The 24,002-nt window shown below is 74.3% G+C and carries 23 protein-coding genes; 20 read left to right on the top strand and 3 right to left on the bottom strand.

Translation table 11 applies throughout. The annotated features are described in order from the left end of the window. Positions 1–873 (bottom strand): HAD family hydrolase, encoded by an 873-nt coding sequence (locus BTM25_RS21080; protein WP_103564528.1) that lies wholly within the window; start codon positions 871–873, stop codon positions 1–3. 227 nt (positions 874–1,100) lie between these two features. On the opposite strand from BTM25_RS21080, the gene BTM25_RS21075 reads away from it, so the two are divergent. From BTM25_RS21075 to BTM25_RS21040, 8 genes are all read left to right on the top strand, one after another. After that, positions 1,101–2,339: a putative quinol monooxygenase gene (locus BTM25_RS21075; protein WP_103564527.1), complete on the top strand. Its 1,239-nt coding sequence runs from the start codon at positions 1,101–1,103 to the stop codon at positions 2,337–2,339. After that, positions 2,336–2,587 carry a glutaredoxin family protein gene (locus tag BTM25_RS21070; protein ID WP_103564526.1) on the top strand — a complete coding sequence of 84 codons (252 nt, stop codon included), beginning with the start codon at positions 2,336–2,338 and terminating at the stop codon, positions 2,585–2,587. The genes BTM25_RS21075 and BTM25_RS21070 overlap by 4 nt, the downstream gene beginning before the upstream one ends. 245 nt (positions 2,588–2,832) lie before the next feature. Continuing rightward, the gene (locus BTM25_RS21065; protein ID WP_103564525.1) at positions 2,833–3,561 is read left to right on the top strand and encodes a redox-sensing transcriptional repressor Rex; all 729 of its coding nucleotides are present in this window, start codon (positions 2,833–2,835) and stop codon (positions 3,559–3,561) included. A gap of 58 nt (positions 3,562–3,619) precedes the next feature. Then, on the top strand, positions 3,620–5,005 hold the full coding sequence (locus BTM25_RS21060) for a glutamyl-tRNA reductase (protein WP_103564524.1): 1,386 nt from the start codon (positions 3,620–3,622) through the stop codon (positions 5,003–5,005). After that, complete coding sequence (gene hemC, locus BTM25_RS21055) at positions 5,002–5,931, top strand: hydroxymethylbilane synthase (protein WP_103564523.1); 930 nt, start codon at positions 5,002–5,004, stop codon at positions 5,929–5,931. The genes BTM25_RS21060 and hemC overlap by 4 nt, the downstream gene beginning before the upstream one ends. Further along, the gene (locus BTM25_RS21050) at positions 5,918–7,507 is read left to right on the top strand and encodes a bifunctional uroporphyrinogen-III C-methyltransferase/uroporphyrinogen-III synthase (protein WP_103564522.1); all 1,590 of its coding nucleotides are present in this window, start codon (positions 5,918–5,920) and stop codon (positions 7,505–7,507) included. Before hemC ends, BTM25_RS21050 begins: the two co-directional genes overlap by 14 nt. A gap of 25 nt (positions 7,508–7,532) precedes the next feature. Then, positions 7,533–8,513: a porphobilinogen synthase gene (gene hemB, locus BTM25_RS21045; RefSeq protein WP_103564521.1), complete on the top strand. Its 981-nt coding sequence runs from the start codon at positions 7,533–7,535 to the stop codon at positions 8,511–8,513. Positions 8,514–8,643: 130 nt separating this feature from the next. Then, on the top strand, positions 8,644–9,315 hold the full coding sequence (locus BTM25_RS21040) for a bifunctional DNA primase/polymerase (RefSeq protein WP_103564786.1): 672 nt from the start codon (positions 8,644–8,646) through the stop codon (positions 9,313–9,315). Here the strand turns inward: BTM25_RS21040 and BTM25_RS21035 are convergent. Next, positions 9,299–10,981, bottom strand: a complete 1,683-nt coding sequence (locus BTM25_RS21035; RefSeq protein WP_103564520.1) for a serine/threonine-protein kinase — start codon at positions 10,979–10,981, stop codon at positions 9,299–9,301. The two genes, BTM25_RS21040 and BTM25_RS21035, sit on opposite strands and share 17 nt — an antisense overlap. A gap of 238 nt (positions 10,982–11,219) precedes the next feature. Here BTM25_RS21035 and hemL point away from each other — a divergent pair, with 238 nt between their 5' ends. The 10 genes from hemL to BTM25_RS20990 all read left to right on the top strand — a co-directional run bounded on the left by hemL (position 11,220) and on the right by BTM25_RS20990 (position 18,527). Next, positions 11,220–12,518, top strand: coding sequence for a glutamate-1-semialdehyde 2,1-aminomutase (hemL, locus tag BTM25_RS21030; protein ID WP_103564519.1), 1,299 nt, complete (start codon positions 11,220–11,222; stop codon positions 12,516–12,518). Between the two features lie 42 nt (positions 12,519–12,560). Next, positions 12,561–13,463 (top strand): LysR family transcriptional regulator, encoded by a 903-nt coding sequence (locus BTM25_RS21025; RefSeq protein WP_103564518.1) that lies wholly within the window; start codon positions 12,561–12,563, stop codon positions 13,461–13,463. Between the two features lie 63 nt (positions 13,464–13,526). Then, entirely contained in the window at positions 13,527–14,519 is a 993-nt protein-coding gene (locus BTM25_RS21020) for a DUF5954 family protein (protein WP_103564517.1), read from the top strand. A gap of 37 nt (positions 14,520–14,556) precedes the next feature. After that, positions 14,557–14,988 carry a PPOX class F420-dependent oxidoreductase gene (locus BTM25_RS21015; RefSeq protein ID WP_103564516.1) on the top strand — a complete coding sequence of 144 codons (432 nt, stop codon included), beginning with the start codon at positions 14,557–14,559 and terminating at the stop codon, positions 14,986–14,988. 49 nt (positions 14,989–15,037) lie between these two features. Then, positions 15,038–15,913, top strand: a complete 876-nt coding sequence (locus BTM25_RS30440; RefSeq protein ID WP_235828513.1) for an acyl-CoA dehydrogenase family protein — start codon at positions 15,038–15,040, stop codon at positions 15,911–15,913. After that, positions 15,910–16,581 carry a PIG-L deacetylase family protein gene (locus BTM25_RS30435; RefSeq protein ID WP_235828512.1) on the top strand — a complete coding sequence of 224 codons (672 nt, stop codon included), beginning with the start codon at positions 15,910–15,912 and terminating at the stop codon, positions 16,579–16,581. Before BTM25_RS30440 ends, BTM25_RS30435 begins: the two co-directional genes overlap by 4 nt. Before the next feature lie 2 nt (positions 16,582–16,583). After that, the gene (locus tag BTM25_RS21005) at positions 16,584–17,168 is read left to right on the top strand and encodes a class I SAM-dependent DNA methyltransferase (RefSeq protein ID WP_103564783.1); all 585 of its coding nucleotides are present in this window, start codon (positions 16,584–16,586) and stop codon (positions 17,166–17,168) included. Continuing rightward, entirely contained in the window at positions 17,165–17,806 is a 642-nt protein-coding gene (locus tag BTM25_RS21000) for a glycosyltransferase (protein WP_205648169.1), read from the top strand. Before BTM25_RS21005 ends, BTM25_RS21000 begins: the two co-directional genes overlap by 4 nt. A 71-nt stretch (positions 17,807–17,877) precedes the next feature. Continuing rightward, on the top strand, positions 17,878–18,222 hold the full coding sequence (locus BTM25_RS20995; RefSeq protein ID WP_103564515.1) for a type II toxin-antitoxin system RelE/ParE family toxin: 345 nt from the start codon (positions 17,878–17,880) through the stop codon (positions 18,220–18,222). A 5-nt stretch (positions 18,223–18,227) separates the two neighbouring features. Beyond that, positions 18,228–18,527 (top strand): helix-turn-helix domain-containing protein, encoded by a 300-nt coding sequence (locus BTM25_RS20990; RefSeq protein ID WP_235828511.1) that lies wholly within the window; start codon positions 18,228–18,230, stop codon positions 18,525–18,527. A gap of 125 nt (positions 18,528–18,652) precedes the next feature. Here the strand turns inward: BTM25_RS20990 and BTM25_RS20985 are convergent, their stop codons facing one another. Beyond that, positions 18,653–20,599, bottom strand: a complete 1,947-nt coding sequence (locus tag BTM25_RS20985; RefSeq protein ID WP_103564514.1) for a phosphocholine-specific phospholipase C — start codon at positions 20,597–20,599, stop codon at positions 18,653–18,655. Positions 20,600–20,787: 188 nt separating this feature from the next. Between BTM25_RS20985 and BTM25_RS20980 the strand changes: the two genes are divergently transcribed. Both BTM25_RS20980 and BTM25_RS30045 read left to right on the top strand, forming a co-directional pair. Continuing rightward, a complete protein-coding gene (locus tag BTM25_RS20980; protein ID WP_103564513.1) occupies positions 20,788–21,732 on the top strand; it encodes a DUF5954 family protein in 945 nt (314 codons plus the stop codon). A 416-nt stretch (positions 21,733–22,148) separates the two neighbouring features. Then, complete coding sequence (locus BTM25_RS30045; protein ID WP_205648168.1) at positions 22,149–23,927, top strand: serine/threonine-protein kinase; 1,779 nt, start codon at positions 22,149–22,151, stop codon at positions 23,925–23,927. Positions 23,928–24,002: the final 75 nt, after the last annotated feature.

Here is a 24,002-nt window from a genome sequence, read left to right as displayed (position 1 = left end):
TCAGTCGCGGTAGTGGCGGCGCAGCGCGACGCCCGCCGCGACGCCGCCGGCGAGCGCGCCCGCGCCCGCCGCGACGGGCAGCGCGACCATCGTGACCTTCCGCCCGGTGCGGAAGTCGTGGATCGGCCAGCCGTGCTCGCGGGCGTGCTCGCGCAGCGCCCCGTCGGGGTTGACGGCGTGCGGGTGGCCGACGGCGGTCAGCATCGGCAGGTCGTTGATCGAGTCGCTGTAGGCCGAGCAGCGCGCGAGGTCCAGGCCCTCGCGCTGGGCGAGCGCCCGCAGCGCCTCGGCCTTGGCGGCGCCGTGCAGGAGGTTGCCGACGAGCCGTCCGGTGTAGACGCCGCCCGACGACTCGGCGACCGTGCCGAGCGCGCCGGTCAGCCCGAGGCGGTGCGCGATCGTCCGGGCGACCTCGACGGGCGTCGCGGTGACGAGCCAGACCTGCTGGCCCGCGTCCAGGTGCTGGAGGGCGATGCGGCGGGTGCCGTGCCAGATCCGGTCGGCCATGACCTCGTCGTAGATCTCCTCGCTGAGCCGGACGAGGTCGGCGACGCGCTGCCCGGCGACGAAGGCCAGCGCGGCCTCCTTGGCGCTGCCGATGTGCTCGGCGTTCTCCGCGCCCCGCACCCGGAACGCCGCCTGCCCCCAGGCGAACATCGCGAGGTCGCGCAGCGTGAACAGCTTGCGGGCGGCGAGCCCGCGCGCGAAGTAGTAGATCGACGCGCCGCGCATCATCGTGTTGTCAACGTCGAAGAAGGCCGCCGCGTGCGGGTCGGGTTCGGGCAGCGGGCTGGGCTCCGCCGCCGCCGCGGCGGCGGCCTCGCCCGCCCGGACCGGATCGTGCCCCTTGCCGCGATGCCAGAAAAACCGCATGAACAGAGCCTAGTCGCCCCTTTCCGCCGCGTCCCCGCCCGCCCGCGGAGCGCGCGGGCGGGGACGCGGCAGCCGCAAGTCACTTACGGCTGCCGCGCCGCGCCCGTGGAGTTCAATCCGGGCCGGGGGCGAGCCGCCAGGCGAGCCCCCGGCCCGGGCGTCCTGGGGGCGTTTCTCAGGGAGTGGTTACCCGTCGGACGTCTGTATCGGGCACCATAAGCACCACGATGGTCTCCGCTCTCCTCGCGCTCCTCGCGACCGCTGGCGCTCTCACCGCCACCTGGTTGCTGGTTTCGCGCGCCTCGAAGGAACGGCTGCTCTACCTCATCGCGTGGTCGGTGACGCTGGTCGGCCTCAGCCTGGCGCTCATCGCGATGACGGCCGGGTTCGCGTTCGGCTTCAAGCCGATCCTCTTCCGCGTCGTGGAGATCGGGGCGGCGCTGCTGGCGCCGCTCTGGCTCGCGCTCGGCGTGGTGGAGCTGGTCGCCCGGTTCGTGCAGATCCGTTTCAGCTTCTGGCTGTTCACGGCGTCCTACACCGTGATCGTCGTGCCGATCGCGCTGCTCGACCCGACGGTCGGGACGCTCACCGACGCGCTGCCCAAGCCGGGCAAGACCTACGGCCCGCTGCCGCTGGTGCTGATCGACGGCGCGCACGTCGTCGCGGTCCTGGCGCTGGTCGGCTGCGCGATCGTGACGGCGCTGCTGGCGTCCCGCCGCGACGAGGAGGCGGCCGAGCTGCTGATCCCCGTCGCGCTGGTCGCGCTGGCGGGCGTCCTCACCGTCGCCGGGACGCGCGGGCTGCTGCCCGGCCCGCTGGCGGCGCTCGCGCTCGGCGGCGCGGCGGGCCTGGTCTGGTACGGCGCGATGCGGACGATCCCCGTCTACGAGGACGAGGACGGCTACGAGGACGGATACGAGGAGCCGGCCACGGGCTACGAGGAGCAGGCCTACCGCGCGCCGCAGGCGCCCGAGCCGCAGCCGGCCCCGGCGGGCGTGGACCCGCGCGGCGAGCTGCGCTTCCCCGAGCCGGACCCGAACGAGCTGCGGTTCCCCGAGCCCGCGCCGCCGACGAGCCTGGACGTGCCGCCGGTCGCCGTCCCGGCCGTCCCCGCCGGGACCGACCTGTCCCGCGCGCGCGGCCAGATCACCGTCTACACGCTGCTGGACGGCCGGGAGGACGCGTTCGACCGCGTCGCCGAGGAACTGGTCCGGGGCGCGGGCACCGAGCCGGACGCGCTCGTCCTCGCCTGCCACACCGTCGCCAACGCCCCGACGCAGCGGATCATCTACCGCCTGTTCCGGGACGAGGTGTCGTTCACCGCGCACCAGCGGCAGCCGCACGTCCTGCGGTTCCTCGCCGACGCCCGCGCGCACGTGCTGGCCACGAACGTGATCGACCTGAAGCTCGGCCCGGCGAAGGTGCCGCCGGCGGCGTCCCCGGCCGCGCAGGGCCGTCCGCTGTGACGGACGTCCGGATCACCCTGCTCGGCAAGCCGGGCTGCCACCTCTGCGACGACGCCCGCGCGGTGGTCGAGCGGGTCGCGGCCGACCTGGACGTCCCCTGGGACGAGCGGGACGTCACCGCGTCCGAGGACGACCTGCGCGAGTACGGCGACCAGATCCCGGTGACGTTCCTCAACGGCGTCCGGCACGACTTCTGGCGGGTCGACGAGGCCCGGCTGCGCGCCGCGATCGGACGGCTCCGCGGCTGACCGAACGGTGTTCCGTCGATCACACCCGATTCCGTCCCGGCACGTCGTTCATCCGGCGGAAACGCCGCTGGTGGGCTTGATGTTGGCTTAAGGCGGGGTCGCTCTGCCCCGGGGGCGACTTTGTGCGCGTATTCACAAGGGTTAATCTGGAGGGCAGTCCTGGGCGGGCCGGGTCTCGGCCGCCAGGCCGCGGCCCCCGCCGTCCAGGGTCGGAGCTAAGCGTCGAGCCCCCGAAGAGCAGGCCCGTGACATCTCGTCAGAACCGCACCCGCGACCGCGCCGAGCGCGGCATTCCCGAAGCCACCGTGGCGCGCCTTCCGGTGTACCTGCGCGCCCTGCACGGGCTCCAGGACCGCGGCGTCGCGACCGTCTCGTCGGAGGAGCTGGCCGCCGCCGCCGGGGTGAACTCCGCGAAGCTCCGCAAGGACCTCTCCCATCTCGGGTCGTACGGCACCCGGGGCGTCGGCTACGAGGTCGAGTACCTCGTCTACCAGATCTCTCGTGAACTGGGCCTGACCCAGGATTGGGTCGTGGCGATCATCGGGCTCGGTAACCTGGGCCGGGCGCTCGCCGGTTACGGCGGCTTCGCCTCCCGCGGCTTCCGGGTCGCGGGCCTGCTCGACGCCGACGACGCCATCGTCGGCGAACGGATCTCCGGCATGACCGTCGAGCACGTCGACCGGCTGGAGGACGTCATCGCCGAGCGCTCCGTCTCGATCGCCGTGATCGCGACGCCGGCCGGGGCCGCCCAGGGCGTCTGCGACCGGGTGGTCGCGGCGGGGGTGACCAGTGTGCTGAACTTCGCGCCGGTCGTCCTTTCCGTCCCGGACGGCGTGGACGTGCGTAAGGTCGACCTGTCGATCGAACTGCAGATCCTCGCCTTCCACGAGCAGCGCAAGGCCGGCGGCCCCGAGCTGCCGGACGGCGACGGCCCGCCGGGTCCCGCCCATTACGTGGAAGCGGTGGACGCGTGAGCGCGTTGGAAGCAGGGCGAGCGGGAGACACGGTGACAGCAGCGGAGGAGTCCGGCCGATGAGCGTCTTGGTGGTGGGCCTCAGCCATCGGAGCGCCCCGGTGCCGGTCCTGGAGAAGACCGCCGTGTCGGGCGACGACCTGGTCAAGCTGCTGCACGCCGTGCACGAGTCCCCGAACGTCGCCGAGGCCGTGATCGTCTCGACCTGCAACCGGGTCGAGGTCTACGCGGTGGTGGACAAGTTCCACGGCGGCGTCTCGGCGATCTCCGAGCTGCTGGCGCTGCATTCGTCGGTGCCGCTGGACGTCCTCGCCGAGCACCTGTACGTCCACTACGAGGAGCGGGCCGTCCAGCACGCGTTCGCGGTGGCGTGCGGCCTGGAGTCGATGGTGGTGGGCGAGGGGCAGATCCTCGGCCAGCTCCGCGCGGCGCTGCGGCTGGCGCAGGCGGAGGGGACGATCGGGTCCGCCCTGCACGACGTCGTCCAGCAGGCGCTGCGCGTCGGCAAGCGCGCGCACCACGAGACGGGCATCGACAAGGCGGGCGCGTCGCTGGTCGGCGTCGGCCTGGACGTCGCCGCCGCGCACCTCGGGCCGCTGTCGGGCGTGCGGGCGCTGGTCGTCGGCGCGGGCGCGATGAGCGGCCTGGCCGTCGCGACGCTCGGCCGGGCGGGCGCCCGCGAGATCGTCGTGGCGAACCGGACGCGCGCGAAGGCCGAGCGGCTGGCGGCGACGGTGGACGTCCCGGCCCGCGCGATCGACCTGGACGCGCTGGACGGCGAACTGGCCGCCGCCGATCTCGTCGTGTCGTGCACGGGGGCGTCCGGGCTCGTCCTGACCGCCGAGCAGCTCGCGGCGTGCGGTGTGGGCGCCGACGGGCGCCGCCGCTTCCTGCTCGACCTGGCGCTGCCGCGCGACGTCGAGGAGGCCGCCGGGGACCTGCCCGGCGTCGAGCTGGCCGGTTTGGAGCGTTTGCGGGACGCCGAGGAGGCCGCGCGGGCGATCGGCCCGGAGGCCGTCGAGGCGGCCCGCCGGATCGTCGCCGACGAGGTCGCGGCGTTCCTCGGCGCGGCCCGCGCCGCCGCCGTCGCGCCGACCGTGGTCGCGCTGCGCGCCAAGGCGGCCGAGGTCGTGGCGACGGAGCTGGCCCGGCTCTCCGGGCGGCTGCCCGAACTGGACGACCGCGCCCGGCGGGAGATCGCGCAGACCGTCCGGCGGGTCACCGACAAGCTGCTGCACGCGCCGACCGTCAAGGTGAAGGAACTGGCGGCGGCGCCCGGCGGCGACACCTACGCGGCGGCGCTGCGCGAGCTGTTCGACCTCGACCCGAAGGCGCCCGAGGCCGTGGCCCGCGCCGACATGGCGGCCGATCCGGCCGACGAGGAGACGGCGGCGGGCGGCGACCGCCCCTGGAGCAGGAACGACACGGGAGGGACGAGCCCATGAGCACGGCGAGGGAGCCGCTGCGGCTCGGGACCCGCAAGAGCTTGATGGCGATGACGCAGTCCGGTCTGGTCGCGGACGCATTGTCGCAGCGTACGGGGCATATGGTCGAGCTGGTCGGGGTAACGACGCAGGGTGACGTTTCCAAGGCGCTGCTCGCGCAGATCGGCGGTACCGGGGTGTTCGTCAACGCCCTGCGCGACCGGTTGCTCTCCGGTGAGGTGGACTTCGCGGTGCATTCGCTGAAGGATCTGCCCACCGGGCCCGCCGAGGGGATCGCGCTCGCCGCGATCCCCGTCCGCGACGATCCGCGCGACGCGCTCTGCGGTCCGTGCAAGCTGGCCGACCTGCCGCGCGGCGCCCGCGTCGGCACCGGGTCGCCGCGCCGGGTCGCGCAACTGCGCGCGCTGCGCTCCGACATCGAGGTCGTGCCGATCCGCGGCAACGCCGACACGCGGCTGCGGAAGGTCGCCGACGGCGAGCTGGACGCGGTCGTGCTCGCCTACGCCGGGCTGAAGCGCATCGGGCGGCTGGCCGACGTGGCCGAGGTCTTCGACCCCGACCAGATGCTGCCCGCGCCCGGCCAGGGCGCGCTGGCGCTGGAGTGCCGCGCCGACCGCGCCGACCTGGTCGAGCTGCTGGCGGCGGTGGACGACCCGGCGTCGCGTGCGGCCGTCACCGCGGAGCGCACGGTGCTCGCCGTGCTTGAAGCGGGATGTTCGGCACCCGTGGGAACATACGCTGCCGAAGTAGAACAAAAGCTGCGTCTCACCGCGAACGTCGTCGGCGTCGACGGCGCGCGGCAGATTCGGCTGTCCGCAAGCGGCCACCCGGACTGGCCGGACGAGCTGGGGCGCGAACTCGCGCGCCGGCTCCTCGACCAGGGGGCCGACCAGTTGATGGGGGAGCTTGACGATGAGCCCCGCTGACCAGAACTCCGCCGACGACGCTCCGCAGGAGGAGCGCTACGTCGCGCTCGTCGGCATGGGACCGGGCGATCCGGGCCTGCTGACGCTGCGCGCCGCCGCCGAGCTGGCCCGCGCCGACGTGGTCATCGCCGACCCCGCCGCCGTGCACCCGGAGGTCCGCGCGCACGCCCGCGCGGACGCCGAGTTCGTCGACGCCGCGGCGGGCGACCCGGCCAAGCTCGCGGTGAAGGCCGCACGGGCGGGACGGCACGTCGTCCGGCTCTACCGGGGCGACCCGGGGCTCGGCTGCGGGCTCGCCGCCGAGGCCGCCGCGCTGCGCAAGGCGGACGTGCCGTTCGAGGTCGTCCCGGGCGTGTCCGCGGTGACCGGCGTGCCCGGGTACGCGGGCATCCCGCTGACCGACGGCAAGCACCGCGAGGTGCGGGTCGTGGACGCGTCCGAGGGCGGCGTGGACTGGGAGAAGTTCGCCGCGCCCGGCGTCACGCTCGTGATCCTCGGCGCGGAGGGGACGGTCGCCGAGGTCGCCAAGGGGCTCGTCGCGGCGGGCCGTCCGGACTCGACCCCGGCCGCGATGACGAGCCTCGGCACGACGACCGAGCAGGAGACCGTCGTCTCCACGCTGCACCGGCTCGCCGCCGACACCAAGGGCATGGAGTCGCCCGCGATGATCATCGTGGGCGACGTCGTGAACTGGCGCGACAAGCTGTCGTGGTTCGAGACCAAGCCGCTGTTCGGGTGGCGCGTGCTCGTCCCGCGCACCAAGGAGCAGGCCGAGTCGCTGTCCACGCGGCTGCGCGGCTACGGCGCGGTGCCCGACGAGGTCCCGACCATCTCGGTGGAGCCGCCGCGCACGCCGCAGCAGATGGAACGGGCCGTCAAGGGCCTGGTCACCGGACGCTACGAGTGGGTCGTGTTCACCTCGACCAACGCGGTCCGGGCCGTCCGGGAGAAGTTCACCGACTACGGCCTGGACGCACGCGCGTTCGCGGGGCTGAAGGTCGCCGCCGTGGGCGAGCAGACGGCCGCCGCGCTGGTGGAGTTCGGCGTCCACCCGGACCTGATGCCCGACGGGCAGCAGTCCAGCGAGGGCCTGGCCGACGTGTGGCCGCCCTACGACGAGGACCTGGACCCCATCAACCGGGTCCTGCTGCCGCGCGCCGACATCGCCACCGACACGCTCATCGCCCGGCTGACGCAGCTCGGCTGGGAGTGCGAGGACGTCACCGCGTACCGGACCGTCCGGGCCGCGCCGCCGCCCGCGCCGATCCGCGAGGCCATCAAGGGCGGCGGGTTCGACGCGGTGCTGTTCACGTCGTCGTCCACGGTGAAGAACCTCATCGGCATCGCGGGCAAGCCGCACAACGTGACGGTCATCGCGGTCATCGGCCCGCAGACGGCCAAGACCGCCGAGGAGTACGGCCTGCGGGTGGACGTCATGGCCGAGCGTCCGTCGGCGGCGGCGCTCGCCGAGGCGCTCGCGGAGTACGGTGCGAACCGGCGGACGGCCCAGATCGAGGCCGGCGACCCGCTGCGCAAGCCGAGCCAGATGCGCCGGGGCGCCCGCCGCCGCAAGTGACCCCCCACCGGCGAGGAGAAGGTCCATGTCCGCTCAGTTCCCCGTCGCCCGGCCGCGCCGGCTGCGGCGCACGCCCGCGCTCCGGCGGCTGACGGCCGAGACGCGGCTGTCGGCGGCCGACCTGGTGCTGCCCATGTTCGTCAAGGAGGGCATCACCGAGGCGCAGCCGATCGCGTCGATGCCCGGCGTCGTCCAGCACACCCGCGACAGCCTGCGCAAGGCCGCGCACGAGGCGGTCGAGGCGGGCGTCGGCGGGCTCATCCTGTTCGGGATCCCGGCGGTGAAGGACGCGGTCGGCTCGGGCGCGGACGACCCGGACGGCATCGTGCAGTCCGCCGTCCGGGACCTCAAGTCCGACCTCGGCGACGCGGCCGTCGTCATCACCGACCTGTGCCTGGACGAGTTCACCGACCACGGCCACTGCGGCATCGTCACCGCGGCCGGCGAGATCGACAACGACGCGACGCTGGAGCGGTACGCGTCGGTCGCGGCGGCGCAGGCGGCGGCGGGCGTCGACGTCGTCGCGCCGAGCGGGATGATGGACGGCCAGGTCGCCGCGATCCGCGCCGCGCTCGACGGCGCCGGGCACCACGAGCTGCCGATCCTGGCGTACTCGGTGAAGTACGCGTCGGCGTTCTACGGGCCGTTCCGCGACGCCGCCGAGTGCGCGCCGGTGTTCGGCGACCGCGCCACCCACCAGCAGGACCCGGCCAACGCCGCCGAGTCGCTGCGCGAGGTCCTCCTCGACGTGGCGGAGGGCGCGGACATGGTGATGGTGAAGCCCGCCGGGCCGTACCTGGACGTGCTGCGCCAGGTCCGCGACGCGGTGGACGTCCCCGTCGCCGCGTACCAGGTCAGCGGCGAGTACGCCATGATCGAGGCGGCGGCGCGCAACGGCTGGCTGGACCGCGAGCGCGCGATCGACGAGTCGCTGGTGGCGATCCGCCGCGCGGGCGCCGACGTCATCCTCACGTACTGGGCCGCCGAGGTCGCCGCGCGCCTCTGAACCGCGCAGGTTTTCTGCACGGATCACGGCCGGATAGTCAATTAGGGCCGTTTTCCGGGATGCGGCCTGTCGTGTCCCCCGTCACGGGAGCATCATCGGGGGAACACCGGGCGATCCTTGGGGGCGGATGATGCCGGCGATCTCGGGGCACAGAAGGCAGCGGGCGCGCGAGCGCGAGCGCGAACCCGACCGGATGGTCGCCGCCGCGCGGGCGTACGGGGCGGCGGGCTGGCCGTGCGTGCCGGGGTCGCCCGCCGGGACCGACCGCGCCTGCTCCTGCGACCGCATGGGCTGTCCCGCGCCCGGCGAGCACCCGCTGTCCGCGGGCTGGGCGCGCCTGGCCAGCGTGGACGCCGACGTCATCGACGGCCTGTGGGCCAAGCGCCCGGACGCCAACGTCATCCTCCCGACCGGCCGCGTGTTCGACGTGTTCGACGTCCCGGCCGCCGCCGGGGCGCTCGCGCTCGCCGCGCTGGACGCGTCGGGGGTCGCGTCCGGCCCGGTCGCCGCGATCGCCGCCGAGCGGTACCTGTTCTTCGTCGCGACGCGCGGCGCGCCCGTGGACGAGGACGAGTGGTGGTCGTCCAGCCTGGACTGCTCGCCCGAGACCGTCACCGAGACGCCCGGGATGCGCTGGCACTGCCGCGACAGCTACGTCGTGGCGCCGCCGTCGCTGCTGCCCTACGGCCGCGAGGTCGCGTGGGTCCGGGCGCCGGACGGACGGGGCCTGCCCGACCCGCTGCGGCTGCTGGCCGTCCTGTCCGACGCCTGCGAGGACCCGGGGCTCAGCGCGGGGCGCTGATCGTCACCTTGCGGCCCCAGCCCGCGTACGTCGTCTGGTAGGCGAGCGTGCGGGCCTTGGCGGTGCCGTGCGTCCGGAGCGTCACGCGGACGGGGTGGTACGCCCGGTCGACCTGGAGCGTGTAGGTGATCTCGGTGGCGCCGGACCGGCGGGCGAGGTCGGCGAACAGTTCCCCGATGCCCTGCTCCTGCGCGAGCTTGGCCAGCGACGCGGTGCCCTCGAAGCCCGTCGCGGTCTTGCGGAACGCGGTGCTGGACCGCAGCAGCGCCGGGACGTTCGTCACCGCCGTCTCCTGCCTGACCTGCGCCGCGAGGCCCGCGTAGCCGCGCGCCCTCGGGTTGTAGGGCACCGGCCGCCACTTGCGGCCCGCGCGCAGGTACGTCGTGTCGCGGATGACGATGGACTTGCCGGCCTTGCGCGTGCCGCCCGTCCCGGCGACCGTCATCGAGTACGACGCGGGCGCCGACTCCAGCAGCCCGAGCGTGCCCTGCGCGGTCGCGCCCGCGCCCGCGCCGGTGCGGCGGAACGTGAACGTCGCGCCCGTCGGCCGGGCCACGCTCTGCTGGACGCGGCCCGCGAGCGACGCCGCCTCGGCCAGCGCCGGGTCCACGGTCGGGACGGGCTGCGGGTTCCCCGAGGTCGCGGGCGTGGGCGCGGGCGTGTCCTTGCCCCGGTTGAGCGAGACGACCGCGCCCGCGATGCCCGCCACGATGACGAGCCCGGCGGCGACGGCGATGAGCGGCCGGGCCTTCCCGCCGCCCGAGCGCGCCGGCGCGGTGACCGGGTTCTTGCCGGACGAACGGGACTTGTCCGGCGCGGGCGCCTTCGCCTTGCCCGCCTGCTGCGCGAGTTCGGTGATCCGGCCGCGTCCCTGCGCCTCCCAGGACGGCCCGTAGGCGGCGACGGCGGCCTCCTCGACCGCGCCGAGGAAGTCGGCGGCGGACGCGGGGCGCTTCTCGGCGTCCTTGGCCAGGCCGAGCGCGATGATGTCGCGCAGCGGGCCCGGCACGGCGTCCACCGGGACGGGCGTCTCGCGGTGCGCCTTGGCCAGCGACCGTCCGGTGAACGGCGGGGCGCCGGTCAGGCACTCGAAGAACACGGCCGTCGCGGCGTACAGGTCCGAGGACGCGCCCGCCGGGGCGCCGTTCCACAGCTCCGGCGCGGCGTAGGCGGGCCCGGCCTGCGCGGCGTCCCCGGACGGCGTCATGCCGAAGTCGGTGAGCAGCGCGTTGCCCCGGCCGTCCACGATGACGTTCGTCGGCCGCAGCGCGCCGTGGACGATCTCCTTGTCGTGCGCGGCGGCGAGCCCGAGCAGCATCCCGCCGAGCACCGACAGCGCGGCGAGCGGCCCGGTCGGGCCCTGCGCATCCAGGATGCGGCGCAGCGTGACGCCCTCGACGCAGTCCATGACGATCGCGGTGCCCTGCGGGGTCTCCACGAGGTCGAACAGGTCGACGACGTTCGGGTCCTCCAACTGGGACAGCCGCCGCGCGGTCATCCGGTAGCGCGAGAGGAACACCTCGTCGGAGTCGAGGCGGGAGTCCAGGTACTTGATCGCCACCTGGGTCTGCGTGAGGTCGTCCACCGCCAGCACCACGCGGCCAGCGGCGCCGCCGCCCAGATCCCGTGCGTGCGTGAAGCCGGGAACCGTCCAGCCGTTGACCACGTGCGAGCCATCCCTCCGCTACGGCCGGCGCCGAGTGCGCACCACGACGCCGCGCCGGGCGCCGATTATCCCTATTCCGGTGCGTTCCATAATGGCCCACCCGAACGGGGTGGACACTCTCGTTGCTGGAATATAGGCCCCTAGCGGGCGGGGTCAAGGCACGTCACCGAACTGCAACCGGGCACGTCGCGGCGGGGTCCCGTCGCGGTGGCGCGGGGGCGCTGCGAGACTGGACGGCGTGAGTGACACCGAAGGTTCCCAGCAGCTCTTCGCGCGGGCGGAGCGGGTCGTCCCCGGCGGGGTGAACTCGCCGGTCCGCGCCTTCCGCGCCGTGGGCGGAACGCCCCGGTTCATCCGGTCCGCGAGCGGCCCGTACCTCACCGACGTGGACGGGAACACCTACGTGGACCTCATCTGCTCGTGGGGTCCGATGATCCTCGGGCACGCGCACCCGGCGGTCGTCGCGGCGGTGGCGGACGCGGCGGCGCGCGGGACGTCCTACGGCGCGCCGACGCCCGGCGAGGTCGAGCTGGCCGAGGAGATGGTCGCGCGGACGCCCGTGGACCGCGTCCGGCTCGTCAACTCCGGCACCGAGGCGACGATGTCGGCGATCCGGCTCGCGCGCGGGTTCACCGGCCGCTCCAAGGTCGTGAAGTTCGCCGGCTGCTACCACGGGCACGTGGACGCGCTGCTCGCGGCGGCGGGCTCGGGCGTCGCGACGCTGTCCCTGCCGGACACGCCCGGCGTCACGGGAGCGACGACGGCGGAGACGATCGTCCTGCCGTACAACGACGTCCCGGCCGTGGAGCTGGCGTTCGCCGAGCACGGGCACGAGATCGCGTGCGTCATCACCGAGGCCGTGCCGTGCAACATGGGCGTCGTCCCGCCGCTGGACGGGTTCAACGCGCTGCTGAAGTCGCTCTGCGAGCGCAACGGCGCCCTGCTGGTGATCGACGAGGTGCTGACGGGGTTCCGGGCGTCGGCGTCCGGCTGGTACGGCGTCGAGGGCGTCGCGGGCGATCTCGTCACGTTCGGGAAGGTCATGGGCGGCGGGCTGCCCGCCGCCGCGTTCGGGGGCCGCGCGGACGTCATGGACCGCCTCGCCCCCGCCGGCCCCGTCTACCAGGCGGGCACGCTGTCGGGGAACCCGCTCGCCACGGCCGCCGGGCTCGCGACGCTGCGCAACGCGACGTCGGACGTCTACGCCGCGATCGACCGGTCCGCCGGGCTCGTGTCGCGCGCCGCCGCCGACGCGCTGACGAAGGAGGGCGTGCCGCACCGCGTCCAGCACGCCGGGAACCTGTTCTCGGTGTTCTTCGCCGAAGGCCCCGTCCTGGACTTCGCGGCGGCGCAGCGGCAGGACGCCCGCGTCTACGCGGCGTTCTTCCAGGAGGCGCTGGCGCGCGGCGTGTACCTGCCGCCGTCGCCCTACGAGGTGTGGTTCCTGTCGGCGGCGCACGACGACGAGGCCCTGGAGCGGATCCTGTCCGCCCTCCCGCACGCGGCGCGTGCGGCGGCGGGCGTGTTGGGTGTTTAGATATTTCTGGCATGGCGGAATAATTCGATTTAGAGTTGCTTCATGTTGGATCTGGAACGGTTGCGCGCCCTGCATTCGGTGGCGACCTACGGGTCGGTGAGCGCGGCGGCCGACGTCCTGCACGTCACGACGTCGGCGGTGTCGCAGCAGCTCGCCAAGCTGGAGCGCGAGACCGGGCAGAAGCTGCTGGAGCGCAACGGGCGCGGGGTGCGGCTGACCGACGCCGCCGAACTGCTCGTCGAGCACGCCGAGCACATCCTGTCCCTGGTGGAGCGCGCCCAGGCCGACCTGGAGGCGCACCGGGGCGCGGTCGTCGGACGGCTGACGCTCGGGGCGTTCGCGACGGCCGTCCGGGGCCTGGTCCCCGAGACGCTCGGCCGCCTCGGCAAGGACCACCCGGACCTGCGCGTCCAGGTGCGGGAACTCGACCCGATGCAGAGCATGCCGCTGGTGGCGCGCGGCGACCTGGACATGGCGGTCGTCCAGGACTGGAACAACGAGCCGCTGCCGGTCCCCGAGGGCCTCCAGAAGGCGCAGATCTTCGACGACGTCGCCGACGTCGCGCTACCCGGCGACCACCCGCTGGCCAACCGCGCGACGGTCGCGCTGCAGGACCTCGTCGCGGACCCGTGGATCAGCTCGTCCGCCGACAGCATCTGCTGCGATTGGCTCATCCACACCTTGCGCTCGCTCGGCGCCGAACCGAACATCGCGCACATGGCCTACGAGATCCCGAGCCAGCTCGTCCTGGTCGGCGCGGGGCTCGGGAACGCGATCCTGCCGCGCCTCGGCCGGGTGACCGTGCCGTGCGAGGTCGCGATCGCCGAGACCCGTCCGCAGCTCACCCGGCACGTCTACGCGGTCTGGCGCGAGGAGGCCGCCCGCCGTCCCGCCATCCGCGCCGCCCTCACCGCGCTGCGCGCCGCCGCCGTCCCCGCCAGGTGATCCTTTTCGCCGGCGGACGCGAAACCGAGACGCGCGGAACATCGCGCTGAGACCATGAGCCGCATGACGTACATCGCGGGCGGTGACGGCGCGGCTCTGGACGGTGATCTTCCGCCGACCCTCGACGAGGTGGTGCGGTCGCCGCGTGCGGCCGAGCGGATGGGGCAGCTCAACTATCCGAAGGTCATCTGGTCCGGCGTGAACTACGTGATCGCCGAGCTGGTCGACGGCGTGTGGCTGCTGGACGACCCGGTGTGCGACTACCCGCAGGAGGCGCGGGACGCGATGGGCTTCCACTTCCGCGCCCTCGCCCTGCGGCGCTCGACGCCGGCGGCGGCCCGCGAGGAGTACTGGGAGACGTCGGCGCTGCTGGAGCGCGAGCGGCCCAACGAGCTGACGGTGGCGGGACGGCGGTTCCGCGTCGTGCGCGTCGACCGGTTCTCGCGCGTGGGGCCGCTCGGGCCCGAGTCGCCGCGGGCGACCGATCCCGACGACGTCCCCGACGAGCGGCCCGCCGACATGCACGCCCACTTCTGCCGCCACCCGCTGCCCGAACCGGTGACGCCGGGCTCCGCCGAGCTGCTCGGCGAGCGGTGGGAGCACATCCCGCGGGCCGGCCGGGCGTCCGCCGACGTCATCCGGGACGCGCGCCGGGCGCTGGGCTCGCACCCGCTGATCGTCCGGCTGGCGCCCCGCTTCATCGTCCTCAACAACATGGACGGCTTCTGGAGCACCTGCCGCGGCTACGTGACCTGCCCGCGCGCGGCCCGCGCGACCCTCGCCGACATCCTCCGCGCGATGACCGAGGAGGACGACGAGGACCTGTCCGAGGACGACCGCTCCGCGATCCTGCGCACGGCCGAGGCGCTGGGCATCGCGCCGATTCACGAGGTCGTCCTGCGCGGCGAGATCCGGTACCGGATCGTCCGGGTGGAGCACATCGTGCGGATGAACGACGACGGTCCCGAGCCGTCGCGCCCGTCCGACCACGACCCCGAGGAGCCGCTGACGGGCGAGACGGCCGAACTGCGCACGTGGCCGCTGCGGGACGAGTGACGGAAACAATCGCGGGGCCGGACGGGTTGGCCGGAGTATGACCGACACGCCGTTCGATCCGCGCGCGCTGCTGGCCGCGAGCCGGCTCGGGGTCCTCGCGACGATCAAGTCCGACGGACGCCCGCAGCTCTCGCCCGTCCTGCCCTTCTATGAGCCCGAGTCCGGGGTGCTGTACGTCTCGATGACCGAGGGACGCGCCAAGACCGCCAACCTGCGCCGCGACCCGCGCGCCACGCTGGAGGTCACGAGCCCCGACGGCGGGTCGTGGGCCACCGCCGAGGGCGTCGCGACGCTCATCGGGCCGGGTACCGATCCGCGGGGTCCGGAAGTGGAGGCGCTGGTGGACTACTACCGGCGCGCCGCGGGGGAGCATCCGGACTGGGACGAGTACCGGGCCGTCATGGTGGCGGACCGTCGCGTCCTGCTGCGGATGCCCGTCGACCACGTGTACGGCGCCAAGATCCGCTGACGTCCCGGTTTCCTTCGTTCCTGCCGGGTAATGGGCGGGCGGAGGTGCCATGGGGGACGGGATGGACCAGCGGGTGCGGGCGGCCACGGCCTCGCCGCCGCCGGTGCCGGGGAGCGGCGGCACGTTCCGGCGCTGGACGGTGCTCGCCGCGCTCGCCGAGGAGGACCTGTCGCTCGCGCGGCTGTGCGAGGGGCACTTCGACGCGCTCGCGATCCTGGACGAACTGGACGGCCCCCGCCCGCGTCCCGGCGAGATCTGGGGCGTCTGGGCGGCCAAGCCCGACGCGCTGACGCTGGACGACGGCCGGGTCAGCGGCGTCAAGCCGTACTGCTCCGGGGCGGCGCTCTGCACGAACGCCCTGGTGACGGTCGGCGCGGACCTGTACGCGGTGGCGCCCGGCACGCCCGTCCCCGGCACGTGGCCCGCCACCGGGATGGCCCTGAGCGACAGCCGGGACGTGCGGTTCGACGGCGTCCCGGCCCGGTACGTCGGCCCGTACGTGGACCGGCCGGGCTTCCACCACGGCGGCGCGGGCGTCGCGGCCGTCTGGTACGGCGGCGCGCGGGGCGTGGCGCGGCGGCTCGTCGGCGCGTCCGACCCGCACGCCCGCGCCCATCTCGGCGCGGTGGACGTCGCGCTGCACGGCGCGCTCGCCGTCCTGCGGGAGGCCGCCGGGGAGATCGACGCCGACCCGCACGACCGCAAGGGCACGGCGGCGACGCGGGCGCTGCGGGTGCGCGCCCATGTCGCGGCCGTCGCCGCCGAGGTCCTGGACCGCGCCGGCCGGGCGCTCGGCGCCGGGCCGCTCTCGCACGACGCGGCGCACGGCCGCCGCGTCGCCGACCTGGCCGTCTACCTGCGGCAGCACCACGCCGAACGGGACCTCGCCGCGCTCGGCGCCCGCGTCGACGGGCGGGACTGGTGAACCGCATCGACGCGCCCGGCACGGCGGAGGACGAGTGGCGCGCGTGGCCGGGACTGCGCGACCTGCCCGTCCTGGACCTGTCCGGCGTGCGCTCGGCGGTCGTCGTCGCGGCCCATCCCGACGACGAGGTGCTCGGCGCGGGCGGGCTGCTGGCGATGCTCGGCGTCCCGGTGCGGCTCGTCGCCGTGACGGACGGCGAGGCGTCCCACCCCCACCTGGACCCCGGCGACGTCGCGGCGCGGCGGCGGGAGGAGAGCGCGGCGGCGCTGCGGCGGCTCGGCGGCGACTGGGAGGTCGTCCGGCTCGGCCTCCCCGACGCGGGCGTCCGCGACGGCGACCTCGCGCCCCGCCTCGCCGGCCTGCTGGACGGCTTCGACCTCTGCCTGGCGCCCTGGGAGCACGACGCGCACCCCGACCACGAGGCGGCCGGACGGGCCGCGCTCGCGACCGGCCGCCGGGTGCTGCGGTTCCCGGTCTGGACGTGGCACTGGGCGCGTCCGGGCGACCCGCGCGTCCCGTGGGACCGGGCGTGGCGCGTGCCGCTGCCGCCCGCCGCCGTCGCCGCCAAGCGCGCCGCCATCGGCTGCTTCGCCAGCCAACTCGGCACGATCCTGCCGCCCGGCGTCGTGGAGCACTTCACGCGCGACGACGAGGTGCTGTTCCGGTGACGATGGACCCGGCGTACTTCGACGCGATGTACGCGGCGTCGCGGGACCCGTGGGGGCTGGCGTCCCGCTGGTACGAGCGGCGCAAGTACGCCCTCACGCTGGCGCTGCTGCCCCGGCCCCGGTACGCGTCGGCGTTCGAGGCGGGGTGCTCGGTGGGCGTCCTGACGGCGGCGCTCGCGGCCCGCTGCGACCGGCTGCTCGCGTGCGACCTGTCCCCGGCGGCGGTCGCGGCGGCGTCCGCGCGGGCGCCCGGGGCGCGGGTGGAGCGGCGCGCCCTGCCCGGCGACTGGCCGGACGGGCGGTTCGACCTGATCGTCCTGTCCGAGGTCCTGTACTACTTCGGCGACGACGACCTCGCGGACGTCCTGGACCGCGCGGTCGCGTCGCTGGAACCGGGCGGGACGCTGCTGGCCGTCCACTGGCGGCACCGCGTCCCCGAGTACCCGAAGATGGGCGACGACGTCCACGCCGCGCTCGCCGCGACGCCGCTGCGCCTGCTCGCCGCGCACCGCGAGGAGGACTTCCGCGCCGAGGCGTTCACCGCCGGCCGTCCCGTCTCCCCGGCCGCCGCCGAGGGGCTGGTGTGATCGCCGGGGTCGTCGTCCCCGCGCACGACGAGGAACGGCGGATCGGCGCGTGCCTGGCCGCGCTGCGGCTGACCGGCGCACCCGTCGTCGTGGTCGCCGACGCCTGCGCGGACCGGACGGCCGCGCTCGCCCGCACCGCCGGGGCGACCGTCGTGGAGATCGCGGCGCGCAACGTCGGCGCGGCGCGGGCGGCGGGCGTCGCGGAACTGCTCGCCCGGGGCGCCGAATGGATCGCGACGACGGACGCGGACACGCTCGTCCCGCCCTGCTGGCTCCGCGCCCAGCTCCGCCACGCCGCCCACGGCTACGACGCCGTGGCCGGCCCGGTCACCGTGACCGACTGGACAGGCCACCCACCCTGGCTCCCCGCGTTGTTCGCCCGCCGCTACAACGCCCCCGGCCTGCACGGCGCGAACCTCGGCTTCACGGCCCGCGCCTACCGCGCCGCCGGCGGCTTCCCACCCCTCCCGACGGGCGAGGATCGAGCCCTGGTCACCGCCCTCGAAGCCACCGGCCACCGCGTCCTGCGCACCGGCTCGATAGGCGTCGTCACCTCCGCCCGCCACGACTACCGCGCCCCGGACGGCTTCGGCCACCTCCTGTCATCCCTCGCAGACCAGGGCGAACCAGCAGCCTGACGACGCCTGCGGGCGAGCGACTTTCGCCGATCACCACATACGCCTCTTGCAGGGATTATAACTTTCATGTTATGAACTGGGGAGAGGTAGAGCTGGAGCCGGAGGTGGACGAGTGGCTGGACACCCTCGGGCAGGCGGACGCGGAGACGGTCGCCTTCTACATCGACCTCCTGGCGGCCGACGGGGTGCTCCTCGGCGAGCCTTATACGCGACAGCTCAGGGGAAAGCTGCGCGAGCTTCGTCTCCACCTGGACCGTCAGGCGGTTCGCATCACCTACTGGATCGCGCCGGGTAGGAGAATCATCCTGCTGACCGTGTTCGGCAAGCGGAGGATGCGCGAGGTCGCCGAGGTCGAGCGGGCATGGCGTGCCATGCGGCGATGCATCGCTGAGAAGCACACTGCGGACGAGGAGTGAGCGGCGTGGGCGAGCGGAGATCCTGGACCGAGAAGCGCGCGGAGATCATGGACCGGCCGGGCGCCGGGGCGGCGTACGAGGCGGCGCGGATCCGGTTCGAGCTGGGCAGGGCCGTGCGGGCGCGGCGCGAGGAGCTGGGCCTCAGCCAGTCGCAGCTCGGGGAGCGCGCCGGACTGCAGCAGCCCGCCGTGGCGCGGTTCGAGGCGGGCGGGACGATGCCCACGATCCCCATGCTGGAGCGGCTCGCCGAAGCGCTGGAGATGCGGCTGAACGTCGAGTTCCTGCCGTTGCGCGAAGCGAGCTGAGCCGCCGACGTCGAGGCGATCATGCAGCTTCACGTGAAGTTGGGCCGTCAGGAGGAGGCGGCGCGGTGGGGGAGCGGCTCGTTGGTCGCGTTCACCCCGCCCCCTGGCCTCCCGACGGCCTTGCTTCAGGACGGGTGGACGGTTCCGGCGAAGCGGCGTTCGAAGCCGTCGCCGACCGTTGCGGTGACCGTGTAGTCGTAGCGGCCGGACGCGGTCGTCAGCGTCAGCGTGCGGGTGGTTCCGGCGGCGACTGATACCTGCTGCGTCGTTCCGCCGCCGTACGCGTTCGTGCTCACGGTGAAGGTCGTGGCCGCGCCGCCCTGGTTGCTGAGGGTCAGGGTGAGCGCGCGGGTGGCCGGGACGTCCACGACGGACGCCTCCGGGTGGGCCTTCGCGGCGTCGGACCAGGTGCGGACGTCGCCCTTGAAGCCGCGCAGGAACCCGTCCGGGCCGTGCCAGTCGACGTCGTAGGGGCCGCCGCCGTAGGTCTGGGCGCTGAAGTAGTCCTTGATCGTCGCGCCCGCCGCCGCCGTGTACTGCCATGCCTGGTAGGCGCGGTGGTTGACGGTGTAGGCGGTGAATCCGGCGCCGAGCGCGCCGCCGTTGGCGATCTGCATCCAGACGCGTCCGGTGGCGGTGTCCGTCCAGGACGTGACGGCGAAGCGGTAGCCCAGCGGCAGTTGCGTCCGGGCGCCGCTCTCCTGGCCCGGCTGCGTCGTGTTGCCGCTCGGCGCGGACGCGTTCGGCAGCGCGTCCTGCTGGTCTGCTTTGGCGACGAGCGCGGCCGTGTCGGGCAGGGACGGGAACGTCGTCGTCGCGGTCGTGAAGTCGAACGCGCTCATCAGGTCGCCGCAGACCGTGCGGCGCCAGGCGGAGATGTTCGGCTCGCGGACGCCCGTCCAGTTCTCCAGGAACCGCAGGACGGACGTGTGGTCGAACACCTCCGAGCACACCCGTCCGCCCCGGCTCCACGGCGACATGACCAGCATCGGGACGCGCGCGCCGAGCCCGATGGGCGCTCCGCTCACGAACTCGCCGGCCGTGCCGGACGGCGGGGTCGGCGGGACGACGTGGTCGAAGAAGCCGTCGTTCTCGTCGAAGTTGAGGAGCACGACCGTCTTCGCCCACACGTCCGGGTGCGCGGCGAGGGCGTTCAGGACGCGCTGCGCCGTGAAGTTCGCGCCGTACGCGGGCGGATAGGCCGGGTGCTCGGACTCTGCGGTCGGCGCGATGATCCAGCTCACGGCGGGCAGCGTCCCGGCCGCGACGTCGGCGGCGAACGCGTCCGCGCTCCGCCGGGCCATCCCGTTGACCCAGAGCGACGACGACTGCGCGGCCGTCTTGTACTGCTTGAACCACGCGAGCGGATTGTCGTCGTAGTTGTCCTGCTGCTGGTAGACGCGCCAGGAGACGCCCGCCGCGTCCAGGCGTTCGGGATAGGTCGTCCAGGAATAGCCCTTCTCGGAGTTGTCGGTGACCGGGCCGCCCGCCGTGCCGCCGGGGTCGATCATGCCCGTCCACTGGTAGAGGCGGTTGGGGTTGGTCGGGCCCATCACCGAGCAGAAATAGCCGTCACATACGGTGAAGGCGTCGGCGAGCGCGTATTGGAAGGGAATGTCGGCGCGGGTGTAGTAGCCCATGGTGAGGGCGGTCTTGGCGGGGATCCAGTTGTTGTACCGTCCGCCGTTCCACGCGCTGTGGCCGCCGCTCCAGGAATGGTCGAGGTCGGAGACGCGCTGGGCGTCGGTCGTCGCGGTGTCGAGGTGCCAGGGGCGCAGGACGGCCCCGCCGGACGGGCCCGAGCGCGTCTGCGCGAAGACGTCCGAGCCGTTCGGGAAACGGACGCGGGAACGGTCGCCGAATCCGCGCACGCCGTTCAGGGCGCCGAAGTAATGGTCGAAAGAACGGTTCTCCTGCATGAAGACGACGACGTGCTTGACGTCGTCCAGCGTGCCGCCAGAAGGCGCTTGGGCGAACGCTTCGCGCATTCCTGCGGGGAGCGCGTTGAGGCCCACCGCCGCGCTTCCCGTCGCGAGCGTGCCGAGGAATCCCCGCCGGGTCAGTTCTGCCATGAGATCTCCTGAAATGAGGACGTCCGGAGATCAACGAAGACCGCCGTGGCGTGCCGGGCAAGGGGGAGATCGAAGATGTCACCGAGAATTAGCCTCTTTCGGGGAAATGTTCGGCGCGTCGTCGCGCGGCGTCCCTAGAACCGGGAAAGCGGCGGACGCGCGAGGGGGCGCGGTGTAAGCATGGCGTCATGGTTCTCATCACTGACAGTGACGATCTCGCTCTCGGCGGTGACCTCCCGTCGTGGCGGGCGGCCGAGGAGCGGGCGCGGCGGACCTACCCGAGCGTCCGGTGGTTCCATGTGACGTACGGCGTGGCCGAGCAGACGGGCGGCGGCTGGCTGATCAACCCGGCCGCGCACGTCTACCCGCAGGAGGCCCGGGACGCGATGGGCTTCGGCTTCCGCGTCCAGGCCCTCCGCCGCTCGACGCCCGCGCCGCACCGCGAGGCGTACTGGGAGGCGTCCGCCCTGCTGGAGCGCGAGCGCCGGAACGAGGTGACGGTCGTCGGCCGGCGGTTCCGCACCGTCCGGGTGGACCGCTTCGTCCGCAGCGGCGCCGTCGGCCTGGAGCCTCCGCGCCCGACCGACCCCGACGACGTGCCCGAGCCGGACGGCGACCTGTCCCGCACCCCGATCCCGCGCGCCTGGCTGCCCGGAAGCAACGAACTCTTCGGCGAACGGTGGGAGATCGTCCCGGCCGGGGCCCACGTGCCCGCCGACATCACCCGCGACGCGCGCCGCGCCCTGCGCACCCACCCGCTCGTCGCCCGCCTCGCGCCCCGTTTCGTCATCGTCAAGGCCGTCGGCCCCCTGTGGAAACCCAACTCGCCCTATTTCCACAGCCCGAGCGCCGCCCGCGCCCGCCTGGCCCGCGACCTCGCCGTCCGCACCGAGGCCGAACGCGACATCAGGGAACGTGCCAAACTCCGCGCGGCGACCGACGCCCTCCGCTCGGGCCCCGTCCGCGAAGTCGTCGTGCGCGGCGACACCACCTACCGCATCGCCCGCGTCGAGTACGTGATCCGCATGAGCGACGACGGCCCCGAGCCGCCCCGCCCGTCCGACGACGACCCGATCGAGCCCCTGACCGGCGAGACCGCCGAACTCCGCACCTGGCCCCTGCGAGACGACTGACCGCCCACCGCCGCGTGACCCGCCGCGTGACCCGCCGCGTGACCCGCCGCGTGACCCGCCGCGTGACGCGCCGCGTGACCCGCCGCGTGACGCGCCGCGTGACCCGCCGCGTGACCCGCCGCGTGACCCGCTGCGAGACGCGCCGCGAAATCCGCTGCGTGACGCGCCGCGTGACTCGTCGCGTGACTCGTCGCGAAGCCTGCTGCGAGGCCCGTTGCGAGATCCGCTGCGTGACCCGCTGCGTGACCCGCTGCGTGACCCGCTGCGTGACCCGCTGCGTGACCCGCTGCGTGACCCGCTGCGTGACCCGCTGCGTGACCCGCTGCGAGATCCGCTGCGAGATCCGCCGCGGAACGCGCCGCGCCGCTCGTGCAGCGGCCCGAACACGTTTCGGGTCGTGCGCGTCCTAGGGGAAGATGATCGTCCCCTGGGAGGAGTACGAGATGTCCGGGTGGCGGATCGCCGGGTACACGGAGCTGCGCGAACTGGGCGCGGGAGCGCAGGGACGGGTCGTGCTGGCCAGGGACGACGCGTCCGGCCACCCCGTCGCGGTGAAGTACCTGGCGGCGGACGCCGGTGCCGACGATCGCGAGCGGCTGCGGCACGAGGCGCAGATGCTCGCGCGGGCCGAGAGCCCGCACATTGCGCGGCCGTACCGGCTGGTGGAGAGCGACGCGGGCGCGGCGCTCGTGATGGAGGCGGTCGACGGCGTCTCGCTGAAGACGCTGCTGGCCGAGCACGGCGCGCTCGGGCCCGAGGCGGCGTTGAGCGTGCTCAAAGGATCGCTGCTCGGGCTGGCCGCCGCGCACGCGGTCGGGGTCGTCCACCGGGACTTCAAGCCCGCGAACATCGTCGTCCCGGCGGACGGGCGCAGCCGCCTCGTGGACTTCGGCATCGCGGTGCCCGCCGGTCGCGCGACGGGCGGCGCGGGGACGCCCGCCTACATGGCGCCCGAGCAGTGGACGCGCCACCAGGCGACGCCCGCGACCGACGTCTACGCCGCGACCTGCGTGTTCGTGGAGTGCGCGTCGGGGGCGCGGCCTTTCGGGGGCGACCTGGCCGAACTGCGCGCCGCGCATCTGACCGCGCCGGCGCCGGTGGAGCGGGTGCCCGCGCCGCTGCGTCCGCTCGTCGCGACGGGCATGGCCAAGGACCCGGCGGACCGTCCGGCGGGCACCGCCGCTTTCGTCGACGAGTTGGAACACGCCGCCCGCGCCGCGTACGGGGACGACTGGGAGCAGCGCGGCGTCCGGGCGCTCGCGGGCGCTTCGGCGGCGTTGGCCGCGCTGTTCCCGCTGGCCGCCTGGCTGGCGGGCGGCGGAGCGGCGGGCGCGGCGGGCGCCGGGGCGGGCGCGGCCGGTGCGGGGGCCGGGGCCGGCGCTGCGGCGCTCGGCAAGACGGCCGCCGCGGCGGGCACCGCGAAGGGGTTCATGGGCGGCATCGCGGGGATCGCCGCCGCGACGGTCGGCACGGCGGCGGTGGTCGGAGCGGGAGCCGTCATTGTCGTGCGCGCGGGCGGAGACGATCCGAAACCACGTTCCGTTTCGGCGTCGCCGGTAGCGCTGGTCAAGCCGGTCGGGTGCCGGACGGGCGAGAGCCCATCCGAGCCGGCGGGCTCGTCCACCCCGCCCGCGACCGTGCGGCTGCCGCGCCACGTCACGCTTCCGGCGGGTACCGCCGTCTACTACACGCAGGACAAGCAGCTCGTCGTCGGTCCGGCGGGCGCGCGGTGCGAGAAGTTCCAGGGCGCCGCGAACAGCTCGGTGAACATCGGACCGGACAGCATGCACATGGTGTCGGTCTTCAACGTCGCGTCCTACGGCTCCATCATGGACGCCCAGTGCGCCTACTTCCCCGACTCGCCCGAAGCCGCCAAGGCGCGAAGGGAACGACCAGACTGCGGCTGGCGGCCCCGGACGTCCGAGAAGCTGCCCGGGACGAAGGTCCGAGCGACGCTCACCACCGAGCCGCCGAACGGCACCACGCCCGGCGGCCCGTTCACGTCCGCGACGCTCGCGACGATGGCCGGCGGCCTGCCCGTCTCGCTGACCTGCGCGATGCCCTACGACCGCCGGAACGTCTGCGTCGCCGCCTTCACCCACTGGTACGCACAGGCCGCGACCCCGGCCGACGCCGACCTGGACACCGCCGCCCGACAGATCGCCGCATTCGTCGCACGCGCCCGCTACGCCTGACCGGTCAGAGCCCCACCAGGATGGCGCGGGGACGGCGGGTCTGACGCGTCCGCTACGCGTGATCGGTCGGAGCTC

It is taken from the genome of Actinomadura rubteroloni, assembly GCF_002911665.1.
GTDB classification, from domain to species: domain Bacteria; phylum Actinomycetota; class Actinomycetes; order Streptosporangiales; family Streptosporangiaceae; genus Spirillospora; species Spirillospora rubteroloni.
The sequence above is the reverse complement of the archived record's forward strand: the minus strand, read 5'-3'. Positions and strand labels throughout refer to the sequence as shown.